The organism is Trueperella sp. LYQ141 (assembly GCF_046599555.1).
Lineage (GTDB): Bacteria > Actinomycetota > Actinomycetes > Actinomycetales > Actinomycetaceae > Trueperella.
Genome location: NZ_JBKIWQ010000010.1, coordinates 43,422 through 61,420, shown reverse-complemented (window position 1 = coordinate 61,420; position 17,999 = coordinate 43,422). Strand labels below are relative to the sequence as shown.

General features: G+C 53.8%; 16 protein-coding genes and 1 tRNA gene. 15 read left to right on the top strand and 2 right to left on the bottom strand.

What is annotated here, in order from left to right; genetic code table 11:
- Nucleotides 1–59 precede the first annotated feature (59 nt).
- Genes ACLHIJ_RS07750 through ACLHIJ_RS07740 form a run of 3 tightly spaced genes read left to right on the top strand, consistent with a single transcriptional unit; the run spans nucleotide 60 to nucleotide 2,496 of the window.
- Complete coding sequence (locus ACLHIJ_RS07750) at nucleotides 60–245, top strand: ubiquitin-like protein Pup (protein ID WP_411296379.1); 186 nt, start codon at nucleotides 60–62, stop codon at nucleotides 243–245.
- Nucleotides 242–1,627, top strand: coding sequence for a Pup--protein ligase (gene pafA, locus ACLHIJ_RS07745; protein WP_411296378.1), 1,386 nt, complete (start codon nucleotides 242–244; stop codon nucleotides 1,625–1,627). The genes ACLHIJ_RS07750 and pafA overlap by 4 nt, the downstream gene beginning before the upstream one ends.
- The gene (locus ACLHIJ_RS07740; RefSeq protein WP_411298874.1) at nucleotides 1,624–2,496 is read left to right on the top strand and encodes an FKBP-type peptidyl-prolyl cis-trans isomerase; all 873 of its coding nucleotides are present in this window, start codon (nucleotides 1,624–1,626) and stop codon (nucleotides 2,494–2,496) included. Before pafA ends, ACLHIJ_RS07740 begins: the two co-directional genes overlap by 4 nt.
- 284 nt (nucleotides 2,497–2,780) lie before the next feature.
- Here ACLHIJ_RS07740 and ACLHIJ_RS07735 read toward each other — a convergent pair whose 3' ends face one another.
- On the bottom strand, nucleotides 2,781–3,449 hold the full coding sequence (locus tag ACLHIJ_RS07735; RefSeq protein WP_411296376.1) for a uridine kinase: 669 nt from the start codon (nucleotides 3,447–3,449) through the stop codon (nucleotides 2,781–2,783).
- A 57-nt stretch (nucleotides 3,450–3,506) separates the two neighbouring features.
- Here ACLHIJ_RS07735 and hisF point away from each other — a divergent pair, with 57 nt between their 5' ends.
- The 10 genes from hisF (at nucleotide 3,507) to ACLHIJ_RS07685 (ending at nucleotide 12,775) form a co-directional block, all read left to right on the top strand.
- Nucleotides 3,507–4,274, top strand: a complete 768-nt coding sequence (hisF, locus tag ACLHIJ_RS07730) for an imidazole glycerol phosphate synthase subunit HisF (protein WP_411296375.1) — start codon at nucleotides 3,507–3,509, stop codon at nucleotides 4,272–4,274.
- Entirely contained in the window at nucleotides 4,267–4,692 is a 426-nt protein-coding gene (gene hisI / locus ACLHIJ_RS07725) for a phosphoribosyl-AMP cyclohydrolase (protein WP_411296374.1), read from the top strand. The genes hisF and hisI overlap by 8 nt, the downstream gene beginning before the upstream one ends.
- Before the next feature lie 30 nt (nucleotides 4,693–4,722).
- Nucleotides 4,723–6,258, top strand: a complete 1,536-nt coding sequence (locus tag ACLHIJ_RS07720; protein WP_411298873.1) for a chorismate-binding protein — start codon at nucleotides 4,723–4,725, stop codon at nucleotides 6,256–6,258.
- A gap of 25 nt (nucleotides 6,259–6,283) precedes the next feature.
- A complete protein-coding gene (gene trpC, locus ACLHIJ_RS07715; RefSeq protein ID WP_411296372.1) occupies nucleotides 6,284–7,096 on the top strand; it encodes an indole-3-glycerol phosphate synthase TrpC in 813 nt (270 codons plus the stop codon).
- Between the two features lie 104 nt (nucleotides 7,097–7,200).
- Nucleotides 7,201–8,427: a tryptophan synthase subunit beta gene (gene trpB, locus ACLHIJ_RS07710; RefSeq protein WP_411298872.1), complete on the top strand. Its 1,227-nt coding sequence runs from the start codon at nucleotides 7,201–7,203 to the stop codon at nucleotides 8,425–8,427.
- Nucleotides 8,424–9,263, top strand: coding sequence for a tryptophan synthase subunit alpha (gene trpA / locus ACLHIJ_RS07705; RefSeq protein ID WP_411296370.1), 840 nt, complete (start codon nucleotides 8,424–8,426; stop codon nucleotides 9,261–9,263). Before trpB ends, trpA begins: the two co-directional genes overlap by 4 nt.
- Nucleotides 9,264–10,262 (top strand): prolipoprotein diacylglyceryl transferase, encoded by a 999-nt coding sequence (lgt, locus tag ACLHIJ_RS07700; RefSeq protein ID WP_411298871.1) that lies wholly within the window; start codon nucleotides 9,264–9,266, stop codon nucleotides 10,260–10,262.
- A 38-nt stretch (nucleotides 10,263–10,300) separates the two neighbouring features.
- Entirely contained in the window at nucleotides 10,301–11,728 is a 1,428-nt protein-coding gene (gene pyk, locus ACLHIJ_RS07695; protein WP_411296368.1) for a pyruvate kinase, read from the top strand.
- 136 nt (nucleotides 11,729–11,864) lie between these two features.
- A tRNA-Leu gene (locus tag ACLHIJ_RS07690) sits at nucleotides 11,865–11,946 on the top strand.
- A 199-nt stretch (nucleotides 11,947–12,145) separates the two neighbouring features.
- Complete coding sequence (locus ACLHIJ_RS07685) at nucleotides 12,146–12,775, top strand: ANTAR domain-containing response regulator (protein WP_411296367.1); 630 nt, start codon at nucleotides 12,146–12,148, stop codon at nucleotides 12,773–12,775.
- A 176-nt stretch (nucleotides 12,776–12,951) separates the two neighbouring features.
- On the opposite strand, the gene ACLHIJ_RS07680 is transcribed toward ACLHIJ_RS07685, so the two are convergent.
- A complete protein-coding gene (locus tag ACLHIJ_RS07680; RefSeq protein ID WP_411296366.1) occupies nucleotides 12,952–13,326 on the bottom strand; it encodes a PaaI family thioesterase in 375 nt (124 codons plus the stop codon).
- A gap of 45 nt (nucleotides 13,327–13,371) precedes the next feature.
- Between ACLHIJ_RS07680 and polA the strand changes: the two genes are divergently transcribed.
- Both polA and rpsA read left to right on the top strand, forming a co-directional pair.
- Entirely contained in the window at nucleotides 13,372–16,113 is a 2,742-nt protein-coding gene (gene polA, locus ACLHIJ_RS07675; RefSeq protein WP_411298870.1) for a DNA polymerase I, read from the top strand.
- A gap of 208 nt (nucleotides 16,114–16,321) precedes the next feature.
- Nucleotides 16,322–17,791, top strand: coding sequence for a 30S ribosomal protein S1 (rpsA, locus tag ACLHIJ_RS07670; protein WP_411296364.1), 1,470 nt, complete (start codon nucleotides 16,322–16,324; stop codon nucleotides 17,789–17,791).
- The last annotated feature ends 208 nt before the right edge of the window (nucleotides 17,792–17,999 follow it).

The following is a 17,999-nucleotide window of genomic DNA, read 5'->3' as shown; positions in this document are numbered from 1 at the left end:
GGTTCTCTGTTAGCCGCGATCCAGGTGTACTAGAGTAGCCACCAGAAGGAAGGGAGCGCATGTCCGAACAACAGTTTCGTCAGGTCCGTCGGCGTGAAGAGGAATCGGAAAATAATGACGTACCGACTCCAGCGGTGGCAGCTACGGTATTCAACGTTGACGATGTTCTTGACGATATCGATGCCATCTTGGAAGAAAATGCGACGTCTTTTGTGCAGGGGTTTGTTCAAAAGGGCGGCCAGTGATCCCGCGTCGCGTCATTGGAGTGGAAACCGAGTACGGAATCTTTTGTGCGTCGACCTCGGGTAGTGAAGCTCCGTTAGATGCGGAGGAAAGCGCGCATCGGCTCTTTGCTTCGGTAGTGGCACATACCCACTCCACAAGTACGTTTTTACCCAACGGCTCGCGTCTATATCTCGATGTGGGAGCGCACCCGGAGTATGCCACGGCTGAGTGTGATGATATTGCTGATCTGATTGCGAATGATCGGGCTGGGGATGCGATTTTTGCTCATCTTGCTGAGCAAGCTAATACCCAGCTAGCACATGAGGGGATTGCTGGGCGTATCCACTTACTGAAGAATAATCGAGATTCTTATGGCAATGCCTTCGGATGTCATGAAAATTATTTGCTGCGGCGTCGGCGAGATTTTCGTTCTCGGATCGATGCCCTGATCCCGTTTTTCGTTACTCGGCAGCTTCTCGTCGGTAATGGGTATCTGCGCCAGGATGATACTGGTATGCATTTCGCGTTATCCCAGCGCGCAGACCACATGGACGATGCGATTTCGGCGGCCTCTACCCGCACGCGCCCGATGATTAATACCCGCGATGAGCCGCATGCTGACGCGGAACGCTATCGTCGAATGCACGTCATCGTGGGGGATTCCTCCATGTGCCAGGCGACGCTCGCATTAAAAATTGGCATGACGGAAGCCGTGCTCAATGTACTGGAATCGGGAGCCGCCGTGCCGGAGTGTACGTTAGCCGATCCTGTGCAGGCGATCCGCACGGTCTGCACAGATCTGTCGGGGAGGCAGCCGCTGCCGCTGGCTCATTCTGGCGCAATGTCGGCTCTGGATATTCAGCGGGAAATATACCAGGTCGTTGTCACGCATTATCAGCGCCACGGCTGGTTTGACCAGCTCGATGCGACGCGCCGTTATGTTTTTGATCTGTGGGCGCGGGCGCTCAATGCTATGGAATCCGGTGATGTGCAGAGCCTGGTACGGGAAATTGACTGGGTTGCTAAACGCTACACTCTGCAACGCTATTGTGAGCGTTCGGGCGTGAGTTGGGATGATCCGCGGGTTGCCCGTCTCGATCTGGCCTGGCACGATATTACGCCTTATGGGCTTCGGCAACGGTTGGAAGCCAGCGGCGCACTCCACATGATTGTTCCGGTAGAGCGAATAGAACAAGCCCGTACAATTCCTCCGCAAACCACTCGGGCGAAGTTGCGCGGCGATTTTGTTGCCGCTGCGATGGATCGGCGTCGCGATTATCTGGTGGATTGGTTGAACCTGCGGTTACTAGAGGATGAGGGATCACGAGGTGTTTTGCTCCCTGATCCACTGTGTTTTGCCGATTCACGAGTTGATGAGTTGATTGCAGGTATTGATTCATGAATCGTCGGCGTATCGTGCTCTATATCGGTGGAATCATCCTAGGGCTGTGGTTAGGCTTCGTTGGATCGACGGTGAGCTACCGGCTGCAACATTCCCCGCAGGATTTTGTCATGACGACTTCCGGGGAATTGGGGCAAACCCCGGTGCTGACGCTCAGCGGAAAACCACATTTCGATGAGCACTCAACGCCGGGGACGCGTTCGCTGGCGGTTGATCGTTCGGGGCAAGGGCGCGAGATTACAGAAAAATCTCCGGTGGTGTTATCCCTGACGGCTTTTCACGTTACGTCGCGCGCAACCCCCGAAGAGCATGGGCGTACGTTAATCGTCAATTTTGCAACGCCAAATGCGCTTTCGCGGTTTTATTCTGACATTATCGGGCAGCGAGAAGGAAGTCGGCTGATCGTCACGGAACCTGAAAGTGAATACAGCGCTGTTGTGAGCGTCATTGATATTTTGCCAACCTCGTTGCCCCAGGAGCATGCAGCGATTCCGGCGCATGATGGTATGCCAGCGGTGGATATTGTCTCTGGCATACCGACGATTACAGCGGGTGGCGGGCCTGTTTCTGAATTGGTCTACAACTCCGTCATCACAGGTAAGGGCGCACAAATTGGTGAAAATGATGCTGTTGTCGTCAATTACGTCCTCGCAGATGCAAACGGTCAGGTTCGAGAAAATACCTGGCAGCAAGGGAAACCGGCGTTACTGAACATGCCAGAAGTGTTCCCTGGTTTGCGCGATGCTTTACTGGATGCGCGCGTCGGGAGTCGAATAGTGGTGGCGATTCCGTCGCGATTAGCTCAAGGAGGCGGAGATCGCGCCCTTGTCGTCGATATTTTGGCGGCAGCACCTGCAGCGGCAGACTGAATTACGTACACCGAGAGAGCAGCGATGGGTGAGCCTTGGGTGTTTGCGCTTTTCCTCTCCAGATTTCATCTCTCTTCTCATATCTTCATATCTGTGCTAGCTGGGCTATATCTGTTTTTATAGCTGGCAGCAGTAATTATTCTCGCCATGAGAGGGGAAAAGGAATCACGCATAACAGGAAAATACGAGGCGATAGGACCGCATATAGGGGAGGGGGAAAGCGGTAGCAATTTCCTTTATATTTGCACCAGGGAGGGAAAAGTAAAGGTCCAACCTGATTGTGATTACGGCAGTGTTTCCGGCTCATCGGTGTGCAGCACATAATCTGCACGCGCATCTGAAGCAGACTCAGCGCGTAGCTGTTCTTCTGCCTGCGCCCATACCTGCCAATACGCTGACCAATCGTAGGCATCGCGGTAGCGCACTCGGCTCTGGCGAAGATCGCTACTGGCCTCTAGCCATATTCTGCAATCGAGCAGCGTGGAAAGGTGGGCCGATATTGCTCCACTGCCAACCACAATAATGCGCTGCGCATACCCGTATTGCGGCAGACGACGCAGCGGCCCAGGGCGGTTAGCCTGCCAATCCCACGGGCGCGCCCAGACGTATCCGTTTTGGCGCAGCTCAGCGAGGAGAACTGCCAGATATGGAATATCGGCAACGAGACGATCCCAGCCCCGAATATAATCTTCAACTTCGATAGTGACAATAGCGGGCGGCGAGGGAACCGAACAGGAAGCTACGGGGGATTCGGCACGATTGTGGGTAGCTTCCTCCGCATTGAGCTCACTGAGCAACTGTTGTGCGATCTCATGGGCCAAGGTGGTTTTTCCAGCACCGGAGCGTCCGTCAATCCCAATAATAAAAAGTGAGTGTTCGGCGGCAGCTGCACAGACTTTAGCAATGATCTGCTGCCGTGATCCCCTAGCGTTCACACTGTGGATAGACCCCATGGTCTGTACCTTAGTTGTTGTTACCATGAAGCGAAACTTCAACTTAGGGGAGGGCTGATGGGGGCTGGTATTCGAGTTATTCCTTGTCTTGATACAAAAGACGGGCGGGTAGTAAAAGGCGTGAATTTCGCCGATATTAAAGACGTCGGAGATCCAGTAGAGCTCGCCAAACGTTACTGTGAGATGGGCGCTGACGAACTGGGTTTCCTGGATATTTCTGCCTCTGTTGAGGGGCGCGCAACCATGCGTGAGGTCGTCCGGCGTACCGCACAGGTGGTGACGGTCCCGTTCACCGTCGGGGGCGGGGTTCGCAATGTAGAAGATGTCCGTGAACTGATGGAGGCTGGCGCGTCAAAGATTGGCATCAATACCTCGGCGTTGCTTCGCCCCGAGGTGCTAACCGAAATCGCTGAGGAATTTGGCCCGCAAGCAATCATGTTATCGGTAGATGCACGCCGCGCGCCAGGGTGCCCTTCAGGATTTGAAGTGACGATCAATGGAGGCACACAAGGGCTGGGGCGGGATGCTCTCGAATGGGCAGTTGAAGCTGTGGAACGCGGCGCCGGGGAAGTCCTCCTCAACTCAATGGATGCCGACGGCATGACCACCGGCTATGACATTGAATTACTTGAAAAAGCTCGGAAGATTATCAGCGCTCCGATCATTGCTTCGGGCGGTGCCGGATGTGTTGCGGATTTTGTTTCGGCTGCCCAAGCTGGTGCTGATGCGGTACTCGCGGCCTCGGTATTCCACTTCGGGGTTGTGACGGTTGCTGAGGTCAAAGCTGCTCTGCGGGCGGCTGGCTTCGAGGTTTTGGGTGAATAAGAACACCGTGCCAGCGAGTACGAATACGCCCTCGGGGTTAGACACCGAAGGCGTCGATACTCTTTCTGATGAGATTCGGGCACGTATCCGCTTTACCGATGACGGTTTAGTGCCGGCTGTTGTTCAGGATCGGCGCAGCCGGGATGTTCTCATGGTGGGGTGGATGGATGAAATTGCTCTCGCTCGGACGCTATCAACTGGACGCGCCTGGTATTGGTCGCGTTCTCGTCAGCAGTATTGGCGCAAAGGTGACACCTCAGGAGCTATCCAGCTTGTTCATTCTGCGGAATTAGACTGTGATGGAGATGTTATCTTGTTGACGGTCACGCAGATTGATGCCGCATGCCATACCGGCACGTGGCGATGTTTCGACGCCGGTGGAGCATTACCCGTGACTACCGAGCACCATATGGTATAGCCATAGCGAATAGATAAGGAGAAAACCGCAGTGAACAATCGTCAATGGGGGGAGATTTATCCTCCGCGTGAGGAGTTCCTTGAGTTAGGAGCGACTCGGCGCGTTGTTCCCGTCGCTATGAAAGTTCTCGTTGATGATGCCTCGCCGGTGAGCTTGTACCGGACTTTGGCACTGTCACAACCAGGCACTTTTATGTTGGAGAGCGCAGAGCGAGATGGTTGGTCCCGATGGTCCTTTATCGGTGTGGCAGCGCGTGCCTGGATGGTGACTCGCGACGGAGTGAGCCGGTGGTACGGAGATGTGCCGGAGGGGATTACCCGTGAAGGTAGCACCTTGGAGCTGCTCCAATCTGCACTGGATGTGTTGTCCTCTGAGCCGATTGTAGATCTGCCGCCATTAACCGGCGGCTTAGTGGGAACGATCGGCTGGGATGTGCTCTACGAATGGAATCCAGAGTTGCGTCGGGAGGCAGTAAAGGAATATCAAACGCCAGAAGCTGTACTCACCTTAGTTGACGATCTTGTTGCCGTCGATCATAAGGACAACTGTGTATGGCTAATTGCCAACGCGATCAACCGCAACGGCACTGCAGCGGGTATTGAGGAAGCCTGGGCAGATGCGCTTTCCCGTATTGAGGCTATGCGCCAGCAGTTGAATACGGCTCAGACGATCCACCCTGCGGTAGTAGATGGCGATGCGTCGGGGCCAAAGCCGCAGTGGCGAGTGACGAAAGAAGAATTTGCTCGGGCAATTGAACAGACCGTGCATTACATCAATGCCGGTGAAGCTACCCAAGTGGTTATTGCGCAACGTGCCGATGTCGAATGCCCGGCAGATCCTGTGGACGTATATCGAGTTTTACGTTCCATTAACCCCAGCCCGTACATGTTCTATGTCGTTTTGCCAGATGATCACGAGGGCTCATTTACGCTCGTCGGTTCTTCACCGGAGACGCTTTTGCGGGTGAAGGATCGACAGGTGATGACCTTCCCCATCGGAGGAACGCGCCCGCGCCCCGCCGATCCACGGCAAGACGCAGCAGTTATTGCTGATCTGCAGGCTGATCCGAAAGAAGTCCATGAACATGAACTGTTGGTGGAACTGTCGGAGCATGATTTAGGTCTAATCTGTGATCCAGCCACGATTGAGGTTGTGGATCGCCGAGCAATCAAGGTGCTTTCGCACGTCATTCATTTGACCTCAACGGTGACGGGAACCTTGCGTGAGGATGTGACGATTCCGCAAGCCTTGCAGGCAACATTCCCAGCGGGAACGCTTTCCGGCGCGCCAAAGGAACGTGCCATTGAGATGATTGACGAACTTGAGCCAGCACTGCGGGGAATCTTCGGCGGCGTTACGGGCTACTTTGATTTCTCCGGTAATACGGATTTGGCAATTACGATTCGCACTGCGATTATTACCGGGAACCATGCTCAAGTGCAGGCCGGTGCCGGTGTTGTTGCACAGTCGCATGCCGATTATGAATACAACGAAACGCAGAATAAAGCTGGAGCAGTTCTAAAGGCCATTGAGCTAGCCGCTCGGTTATCTGGTCCGGCCAGCTAGTTTGTCAATATATGAGGTGAGAGACATGACGGTATTAGACGACATCATTGCTGGGGTTCGTCAGGATCTTGCGGTGCGAGAAGCTGCGGTAAGCCTTGATATGCTCAAAGAAATCGTGGCTCGTCAGCCGCAAGCCCGTCATGCTCTGGCCGCATTAAAGCCTGCCGAACATCGCAGCGTTCAGATTATTGCGGAAGTGAAGCGAAAGAGCCCGTCAAAGGGGGCTTTGGCAGATATTCCGGATCCCGCTCAGCTCGCCGCATTGTACGAGCAGGGCGGGGCTGCGGTGATTTCGGTGTTGACGGAAGAGCGCCGTTTCGGTGGATCGCTTCACGATCTGGATGCCGTGCGGCGCGCCGTCGATATTCCAATATTGCGTAAGGATTTTATTGTTACGCCGTATCAGATCTGGGAAGCTCGGGCGCATGGTGCAGATCTGGTTCTCCTGATTGTTGCCGCCTTAGAACAAACAGTGTTGACCTCTCTTATCGAGCGCACTCATTCACTAGGCATGACGGCATTGGTGGAGGCCCACAGCAGGGAAGAGGCCGTGCGAGCCTTAGATGCTGGAGCTCAGGTTGTGGGGATCAATGCGCGGAATTTGAAGACCTTAGACGTCGATATGCGGGTTTTCGATCAGGTGATTGATATTGTTCCTTCCCATGTCGTTCGGGTGGCGGAGTCTGGAGTAGCCCATCCGCAGGATGTGTTGAACTATGCCCGAGCTGGAGCCGATGCGGTTCTCATGGGAGAGGCCCTCGTCACCCATCGCGATCCCTTGCAGGCAGTGCGGGATATGGTTGCCGCCGGGCAGCATCCCTCGCTGGATTCGATTTAGTAACACCAGATGCATACGATGAAGAAGACGGCATAAACGTGTTGCTATAGATTGAACATAGCGCCGGCTATTCCGTCTCACCGTAATAAAAAGAAGAAGGCATAATGCTGTTTTCCAAAGCACATGGTCCATACTTTGATGTTTTTGGGGGATGTTTTGTCCCAGAAGCCCTCAAAAAAGCGTTAACAGATCTAGAAAACGGATGGGAAGCGCTCAAAGACGATCCGAATTTCATCACGGAGCTTGACCATCTGCATCGGAGCTATTCCGGGCGCCCCTCAATTGTGACGCAGGCGGAGAGATTCGGTGAGCAGTATTGTGCAGGCGCGCGGGTTTTTCTAAAGCGAGAAGATCTCAACCATACCGGATCGCACAAAATTAACAATGTTTTGGGTCAGGCTCTCCTCACCCGTTCCCTGGGGAAGAAACGAGTTATTGCCGAGACGGGTGCGGGTCAGCATGGAGTCGCGACGGCAACAGCGGCGGCTTTGTTGGGCTTGGAATGTACGATCTATATGGGTGCGAAAGACGTCCAACGCCAGTCATTGAATGTTGCCCGAATGCATTTATTAGGAACGAATGTCGTCGCAGTTGATTCGGGGTCATGCACCTTAAAAGACGCCATTAATGAGGCTTTCCGCGATTGGGTAACGAATGTCGATACCACTAACTATATTTTCGGTACAGCCGCTGGCCCGCATCCTTTCCCGACGTTGGTCCGTGATTTACAGAAAATCATTGGTGAGGAAGCGCGAGCACAGATCCTTGATATAACAGGTGAGCTACCGGATGTTGTTACTGCTTGTATCGGGGGTGGCTCCAACGCGATTGGGATGTTTAACGCCTTCCTTGATGATCCAACCGTGCGACTGATCGGTGCGGAAGCCGGAGGAGAAGGAGCAGAAAGTGGACGCCACGCTGCTTCTATTACCCAGGGCGAGATTGGCGTATTGCACGGGGCAAAAACATATTTACTTCAAGACGATGACGGGCAAACGATTGAGTCAGTTTCGATTTCGGCAGGCTTAGATTATCCAGGGGTGGGCCCAGAACATGCCTGGTTGGCTGCTAGCGGGCGAGCGGAGTATTGGCCTGTTACAGATGCTGAGGCGATGACGGCGTTCCGTGCTTTGGCGCGTAGCGAGGGAATCATTCCGGCGATTGAATCTGCTCACGCGCTAGCTGTTGCCATGAAAGTGGGGTGTCAGGCAGCCGAATCTGGCCAGCAGCCGACGATTGCGGTGTGTTTATCAGGGCGAGGCGATAAAGATATGTACACGGCAATGGAGTATTTCGATTTGGGTAATCATTCTCAGGGGGAGGAGCGATGACGCGCTATACCGCACAGGTTATTGACGAACGCCGGAAAGCTGGTCAAGCGGCATTTATTGGTTATTTGCCGGTGGGTTTCCCCTCCGTCTCTGATTCTATTGCGGCTGCTCGTCGGATCGTTGATGCGGGGGTAGATATTGTTGAATTAGGGATGCCCTATTCTGATCCGACGATGGACGGGGCAATCATTCAACAGGCTACAACGGCTGCGTTGGCTCGAGGTGTGCGTCAGGCAGATATGTTTCGGGCAGTTGAAGCAGTTGCGAATACTGGGGCAGCAGTCGTTATTATGAGCTACTACAATCCGATATTCCGCTATGGTATTGAACGTTATGCTCGGGATTTGGCGAATGCCGGAGGGGCCGGTCTGATTACTCCGGATTTAGTACCCGATGAGGCGGCTGAATGGATTGCGGCTTCGGATGATTACGGTCTGGAGCGAATCTTCTTGGTTGCCCCCTCATCAACGGATGAACGATTGGCATATACGGTCGGGCATACTCGCGGTTTTGTGTATGCGGCTTCCCGCATGGGGGTTACGGGTGTACAGGATCGCGTAGCTAGCGGCGCCGAAGATCTCGTTGCGCGCACGCGCCGCGCCGGAGCGCGCAATGTATGCCTAGGAATTGGGGTATCAAATGCCGATCAGGCCCGTGATGTTGCGCAGTATGCAGACGGAGTGATTGTTGGTTCAGCGCTTGTGCGCACGTTAATTGACCACGATGGCGACACCCCTACTGCCTTGGATACTATTGAACGGATTGCTGCCGAGATTGCCAGTGGTGCGCATGTCTTGCGTGGTGATGTAGCTGTGACGACTACCAAAGGAAACTGAATGATGTTTCAGGCTCTCCCATCTCCGCCGATCCATGAAATCACCGTGGGGCCACTGAGTCTCCGCTTCTATGCTTTGGTGATTATCCTCGGAATTATTATTGCGACGTTTTGGGCAGATCGTCGGTATAGAAAAAAGGGTGGGCCACAAAACGTGGTGGTAGATGTTGCCGTCTGGATGGTCCTTTGGGGGATTGTCGGTGCGCGAATCTATCACGTTATCACTACTCCGGATCCGTATTTTGGCCCTGGAGGAGAGCCAATTCGCGCGTTCTACGTTTGGCAAGGCGGGATTGGAATCTGGGGTGCTGTTGCAGGCGGGGCATTAGCTGGGTATATCACGATGCGTCGGCGTGGCTTACGATTTAGCCCGCTTGGTGATGCGGTTGTCCCTGGTTTATTGCTGGCTCAAGCGATTGGTCGTTTTGGGAACTGGTTTAATCAGGAGTTATTCGGGCGGCCAACTGATCTTCCGTGGGGCTTGCGCATTGATGCGGTCCATCTGCCTGCGGGGTATTCGCCAGGAACGACTTTTCATCCCACGTTCTTGTATGAGTCGCTGTGGTGCTTAGCAGCGGTGCTGGTGATCTTGACTCTGGAGAAGAAATTCCATCTGTGTGGCGGTCAATTAGTGTACGTCTATATCGCGCTATACACCTTAGGGCGGGTATGGATCGAGAATTTACGGATTGATACGGCCCATATCTTTTGGGGATTGCGGTTGAATGTATGGGTGTCGATTCTGGTCTTCTGTGCGGCCGTGATTGGGTTGATGTGCCGTACTCGGTATCTGCGTCAGCATCCGCAAGCCAAAGGGATCTATCTTCGCCAGGCGGCAGAAAACCAAAAGCAAACAATGGCTGACGAGTTGCTTGAAGATGACGAGGTATCTGACGCGGAATCGGATGTAGAAACTGAAATCGACGGCAAGGAGATAGCTGGTAATTCAGCGCTATCCACAGGTAATGCGGGAGATGATCGCGATGAAACCAAGCACTAGTTTTCACTCCCTACGAGCTGGTCAGGTATGGTGGTGCTATGCGTAGAGCGAAGATCGTATGTACTCTTGGTCCGGCTGTTGACTCTAAAGAGCGTATCGTTGAACTGGTAAAAGCAGGCATGAATGTTGCCCGCATTAATGCCTCACATGGCTCCCATGACGAGCATGAAAAGCGTATTCAGTGGGTGCGTGAGGCGGCTGACGAGCTTGGTGAAGCTGTTGCGGTGCTCGTCGATTTGCAAGGTCCGAAGATTCGTCTGGGAACATTTGAATCAGGGCCGGTGCTGTTGGAACAGGGAGATATTTTTACGATCACAGCCGAGGACGTCCCCGGCGATAAAGAGCTTGTCTCCACGACCTTTAAGGGGCTACCGGGAGATTGCAAGCCGGGCGATATTATCTTGATTGATGATGGTAAGGTCCGGGTTCGAGTTCTTTCAGTTACTGGGCCGCAGGTGCGCACGGAAGTTCTCATCGGCGGGACGGTATCCAATAACAAAGGGGTAAATCTGCCCGGTGTGGCGGTGTCCGTTCCGGCCTTGTCAGAAAAGGATAAGGTTGATTTAGAGTGGGCGTTAAACGTCGGCGTTGATGTGTGCGCATTGTCCTTTGTGCGTTCGGCAGATGATGTGAAGGACGTCCATGCGATTATGGACGCGGTTGGCCGCCGGATTCCGGTAATTGCCAAGATCGAAAAGCCGCAGGCGATCACTGTTTTAGATGAGATCGTCGATGCTTTCGATGGCATTATGGTCGCCCGCGGTGATCTCGGGGTGGAATTGCCGCTGCAGCAGGTGCCATTGGTGCAAAAGCGAGCGATCATGATTGCCCGTCGTTCTGCTAAGCCAGTGATTGTGGCAACCCAGGTGCTGGAATCTATGATTTCTTCACCCACTCCGACGCGAGCTGAGACTTCAGATTGTGCGAATGCGATTTTGGATGGCGCAGATGCGGTGATGCTCTCTGGAGAGACGTCGGTCGGAGCGTATCCGGTTGAATGTGTGCGCACTATGGCCTCGATTATTGAGTTCACAGAAGAGCACGGGCTGCAATCTATCCCGAAGATCGGCAATCTTCACCGCACGCGCAACGGCGTCATTACTCGCTCGGCAATGGATATTGGCGAAGCACTCGGCGTGAAGTATTTAGCGGTCTTCACTGCTTCTGGGCAGACGGCACGACGGATGGCTCGGTTGCGTGCCCGTATTCCACTGTTAGTGTTCACTCCTTCGGCAGATGTGCGCCAGCAGCTAGCGCTGACCTGGGGAATACAGTCCATCATCACGCCGGAAGTTGCTCATACCGATCACATGGTGGAGCAGGTGGATGTTATCTTGCATGAACGGGAGCTAGCTGTGGACGGGGATCGCGTTGTCATCGTCTCTGGTATGCCTCCGGGGCAGGTGGGATCGACGAATACGATTCGTATTCACAAGATGGGCGAGATGTTTTCTGGCGAACGCTAAGGAGCGCGGTTTCGCTATTTTGGTGGAAAACCTCGGCAACGTACCAGATCGTCACGGTTAATGTGATGATGGTCCTACTTGTGGCTGCGATGTGGAGATGATTAATTCTCGTGCAGCATGTAGGATGGTACGCGCTGCTCCTGTGGTGGAACTGGTAGACACGCCGCACTCAAAATGCGGTGCCTCCGGGTGTGCGGGTTCGAATCCCGCCGGGAGCACTTTTTCATTGCTGCGTTAGTGCGGATATTCCGCACTAACGTTTCATGTGCGTTGAGGAAATTCCCCGTGATAGAGATCGCCGTGCAAGAAGTCTTGCAGACTGTGGATATCCTATCGCGGTAAAGTGTTCGTCAGTTTATAGTTAATAGGGTGTAAAGCTAACCGATGGCGGTTTAGCGAAAGAGCTCGGAGGAACGAATGAGTGATCTGATCGCAGGCGCGGTTTTTGATACCAGCGATGATGACCGGGCGGCGGTGCGTGCGCTAGTCGTCGAGGATGAAACGCTTATTCGGTTAGATATTGTCGAAACCTTGCAGGAGGCCGGCTATACCGTGGTAGGCGAAGGCGCTACCGGCGAAGAGGCTATTGAGCTGGCCCAGGAGCACGATCCTGATCTAATCGTGATGGATATTAAGATGCCTGGTTTGGATGGCATTTCGGCAGCGCAAGCTATTCTTGCAGAACGTCAAGTTGCCATTGTTATGTTGACGGCCTTTTCCCAAAAAGAACTGGTTGAACGGGCGCGCGATGCCCGAGCATTAGCGTATGTCGTTAAGCCCTTTACCCCGGAAGATCTCATTCCAGCAGTAGAAATCGCACTGTCGCGTTCGCGTGAGATTGCCTCACTGGAAGCAGAGGTTGCTTCCTTGACCGAACAGTTTGAGACGCGCAAGCGGGTGGATCGGGCGAAAGGTCTGTTGCAAGAGAAGATGGGATTAACGGAGCCAGAGGCATTCCGCTGGATTCAAAAGACCTCAATGGATCGTCGCTTAACGATGCGGGAAGTTGCTGACGCAGTTGTTGAGCAGGTCGGGGGAGAAGAATAATCCCTATCTGCCGGCGTAGGAGAGCCTCGCGGAACCGCTGTTGCACTCCTGCCGGCTATTTGCTGTAGCTTGGTCTGTACTTACCAGGTATGTTGCTGTGCCCAGATTGACGTTTCTCGGCTATCTGGGCACAGGACGAGAGAGCGTGCGGGGGCAGGTGTTGTTCTTATGGAAGGCTAGGCTGCGACAAATACACAGGTTAAACGCCCAACTGCAGTGATTGTGCCGTTAGCGTCGGTAACGTTAATGCTCAGGCATATTGATGAGCGCCCTTGATGGATTACTTGGGCGTGTGCTCGGGCCAGAGGCGTGGCATTTGCGGCAAGTTGCGTGACGGATAATTCCGTACCCATGGCGATGCGCCCCTCAGGCGCGCGGGAATTAGCGAGAATAGAGCCGGCATGTTCGACGAGCACGCCATTTGCTCCGCCATGCAATACCCCGAAGGGCTGGCGCGCTGCCGTTGTTGACATAGAAATGACACACTCAACGTCGTCAGATTTTTCTATCAAAATACCTAGTGTTTGCTCTAATGTCGTCCATTGCTCCATAGCTGTAGCCTACTCGGTGTTCCTCAGACGCGATAGGCTAGGGGCGTGACAACGAATACGCTGCTTCTCATTGATGGTCATTCCATGGCCTTCCGATCCTTCTATGCCCTGGCTGCGCCGAATTTTCGCACCACCCGCGGGCAGTACACCAACGCTATTCATGGCTTCACTATGACCTTGTTGCGGTTAATGAAGGATCACCAACCGGATCACGTGGCAGTTGCCTTTGATCTTCCAGGAGGGACGTTCCGGACCCGAGAATATCCGCAGTATAAGGCTGGTCGAAGTGCTACTCCGGTAGAGTTCAGTGGCCAAATTGAGGGTATTCAGCATGTTCTGGAGAGTCTGGGTATTAAATGGTTCAGCTACCCGGATTACGAAGCTGACGATATTGTTGCGACGTTATCGACCCAAGCGTGTGCCGCGGGGATGAATGTCGTTATCGCCTCCGGTGATCGCGATGCCTTCCAACTGGTAGGTGAGCATATTACGCTGATGTATCCCAAATCCGGGACGACCTTAATCCCTATGGACGCAAAAGCTGTTTTAGAAAAAACCGGCGTTACCCCGCAGATGTATCCCGATATGGCGGCGTTAGTGGGAGAGGACGCGGATAACATCCCTGGTGTGCCCTTGTGGGGGCCAAAGACTGCCGCAAAATGGCTCAATCACTATGGTTCCTTAGCTGCTCTGCTGGATCATTGCGAGGAGATTTCTGGTAAGGCTGGGGCAAATTTACATGCGAATGTCGAACTTGTCCGGCGCAATCGCGAGCTCAATGCGTTAGTTTGCGATTTACCCTTGGTAGACGATCTGGCGGAGCTTCGCATATCTGGGGGTGGGCCAGCGCAGGTTCGTCGCGTCTTTAGTGAATACGAATTTGTTGGTTTGCAACGGCGCGTCCTGAGCGAGTTTCCGTTTGCGCTATCGGCGGATTCTTCCGAAGGCATTTCGGATGCCCTCGACGGGGAATCGGGTAACGAGCGCGATGACGTAACCGCAGATAAAGAGGAGCTGATCGCTCAGATTCTTACAGGTGGGCAGGTTGCGCTGGCACAATTCTTAGCAGAACATCCTGCCCCGTATGGGCTGTACGCCACTGGTCAGCAACGCCCACGGAAGGGCAATGTTGATACGGTGGCGATCGCGGGGGCAGATAAAGTGGTGTTCTGTGCGGATCGAGCGAGTTTATCGCCGGAGGATGAGGAGACTTTGCGAGAGTTCCTCGTCGGCGATACGCCAAAAATCGGGCATGCAACGAAAGGGCTGTGGCATGCCTGGCATGGGGTGGGATATGACCTTGCGGGAATGATCGCGGATATTGAGTTAGCGGCATACGTTTTGGCACCTTCACAGCGCGATTATTCTTTGGAGAATCTGGCGAGCCGTTATCTGGGTATTGAGCTGACGGCAGATGAATCCGATCAGCTTTTTAGCCTAACCGGAAACTCCTATCAGGGGGCTGCAGAGCGAGCAGCGGTATTGCATCCGCTTTACGGGTATTGCCAGCGGGCTTTAGCCGCGATTGACGCTGTAGATCTCGCTTCTTTGGAGTTGGTGACGGCGCAGTTACTTGCCCAGATGGAAGATCGAGGAATCGCAGTTGATGAGGCGGTACTCGAATCGCTGTATGAAACATTCAATGTGCATGTTGAAGATGCGCAACGTCGGGCGTGGGACGCAATTGGTGATGATTCAGTTAATCTATCTAGCCCGAAACAATTGCAAGAGGTGCTTTTCGAGCGGCTTGAGTTGCCCAAGACGAAAAAGACAAAGTCTGGATACACCACAAACGCTGCTGCGTTGGGCGATTTGCTGCGGAAAATTGCGCTCCGTGAGGACGATAAATCTGTGGCAGGTCAGGAATTTCTATCGGCGTTGCTGCTACATCGGGACGCAATTAAATTGCGGCAGTCCATTGACGGTTTGCGCCGTGCGGTGGAGTCCGATAAACGCATTCATACCACCTATCAGCAGGCGGTGACGGAAACGGGTCGGCTGTCGTCCACTGATCCGAATTTACAGAATATCCATGCCCGCACTGAGGAGGGTTTGCAGGTCCGGGAGGTTTTTGTTCCGGGGCAGGAATTTGACTATCTGATGACGGCGGATTATTCGCAGATTGAGATGCGTCTCATGGCACATTTCTCTGGTGATGAGGAACTTATTGCGGCATTTCGCGATGGGGTGGATCTGCATAGGTACGTCGCTTCGCGAATCTTTAATGTTCCGCCAGAAGAAGTGACGTCTCAGCAACGTTCGCATATTAAAGCGGTGAGCTATGGTCTGGCGTATGGTTTATCAGCGTATGGGCTCTCGAGCCAGTTGCATATCTCAGTGCCGGAAGCTGAGCGTCTTATGGCGGATTATTTCACTCGTTTTGGTCGGATTCGAGATTACCTGCATGAAGTAGTTGAGCAGGCACGTCAGGACGGTTTCACGGCGACGATTACCGGGCGGCGCAGGTACTTGCCAGAACTGACGAGTATGAATCGTATGGAGCGGGAGACGGCGGAGCGGCGGGCCTTAAATGCCCCGATTCAAGGCTCGGCGGCTGACATTATCAAGTTGGCTATGATTCGAGTCGATGAGGCGATGACGCAGCGGGCAATGGCTTCGCGAATGTTATTGCAAGTCCACGACGAATTAGTGTTTGAAGTTGTGGCGGCAGAGGCTCAGGAGTTGGAGGCGTTAGTTCGCGCTGAAATGGGAAATGCGGTTGAGTTGCGGGTGCCCTTAGAAGTTTCGGTTGGAATTGGGCGAAATTGGCGAGCGGCCGCACATTAAGGAGTGCCTAGGCTGTTTGGTCGGATAGCTCGGTTAGATAGCGGCGGATCTGCGCGGAAAAATGCGATGTGCGTCGCTGTTTCACGCTTGCTCCAGAGTGCGTCTTGCCCGTAAACTTGGCTTTTGGTGCATCGCTCGTGCGCATCGCGCATACCGTGGGCACCACGTAATTGTCCGAACTAGTACACAATCTGGAGTCACCAACTCTATGACCATCAACAATCAGACCTCTCCTGAGGTCGCTATCAACGACATCGGCTCTGAAGAAGATTTGATTGCCGCTGTTGACAAGACCATCAAGTACTTCAACGATGGCGATATCGTCGAAGGCACCGTTGTAAAAGTCGATCAGGATGAGGTCCTGCTCGATATCGGTTATAAGACCGAAGGCGTTATCCTCTCTAAGGAACTTTCCATCAAGCACGACATTGACCCTGATGATGTCGTCGAAGTTGGTGACCAAATCGAGGCGCTCGTCCTGCAGAAAGAAGATAAGGAAGGCCGCCTCCAGCTATCCAAGAAGCGTGCTCAGTATGAGCGGGCCTGGGATAAGATCGAAGAAGTCAAGGACGCCGACGGCGTTGTCACTGGCTCGGTCATTGAAGTTGTTAAGGGTGGTCTTATCCTTGACATTGGCTTGCGTGGATTCTTGCCGGCATCTTTGGTTGAGATGCGTCGGGTTCGCGATCTGCAGCCATACGTCGGTCGGGAATTACAGGCCAAGATCATTGAACTGGATAAGAACCGCAACAATGTTGTGCTCTCGCGTCGTGCATGGCTAGAGCAGAGCCAGTCCGAGATTCGCGCTCACTTCTTGGATACCTTGCAGAAGAACCAGGTTCGTGAGGGTGTTGTTTCCTCGATCGTTAACTTCGGTGCGTTCGTTGATCTTGGCGGCGTTGACGGTCTGGTTCACGTCTCCGAGCTGTCGTGGAAGCACATCGATCACCCGTCTGAGGTGGTTGAGGTTGGCCAGCCGGTCACGGTTGAGGTTCTCGACGTCGATATGGATCGCGAGCGTGTTTCGCTGTCCTTGAAGGCTACCCAGGAAGATCCGTGGCAGACCTTCGCCCGCACCCACCGTATCGGTGAAGTTGTGCCGGGTAAGGTTACCAAGCTCGTTCCTTTCGGTGCGTTTGTGCGTGTTGAAGACGGCATTGAGGGCTTGGTTCACATCTCCGAATTGGCGCATCGTCACATCGAGCTGCCTGAGCAGGTTGCCAAGGTCGGCGATGAAGTATTCGTCAAGATCATTGATATTGATCTGGAGCGCCGTCGGATTTCCCTCTCCCTCAAGCAGGCTAATGAGGGTGTCGATCCGAACTCGACCGATTTCGATCCGTCCTTGTACGGTATGACGGCTGAGTACGACGAAGAAGGCAACTACAAGTATCCTGAGGGCTTTGATCCTGAGTCCAACCAGTGGCTTGAGGGCTACGAGGAGCAGCAGGCTGCCTGGGAAGCGGAGTACGCCAAGGCTGAGGAGCGCTGGATTGCTCACAAGGCTCAGGTTGCCGCCCACCTTGAGGCAGACGCCGAAGCTGCTGCCGCCGGTGAAGGTGCAGAAGCCGCTGCTGAGGAGACGCCGGCTTCTTACTCCTCGGGCAACGAAGCGAGCGGTATGCTTGCCTCCGATGAAGCCCTTGCCGCATTGCGGGAGAAGCTGACGGGTAACTAATTTTGAACGCTGTTGTGAAACAGCGCTAATGACGGGGAGCGGAGACAATTTTCGCTCCCCGTCATTGTATGTGCTCTCTTTTTCAGTTCCGCAATATCTCTGCGTAATTCCACAGGGCGCGGAACTGCGATCACTGTAAAACTAAGAAGAAATAGGCGGATCGCGCGAGCCTAACGACGAATAAGGCGTATGGTGAGGCGTAAATACG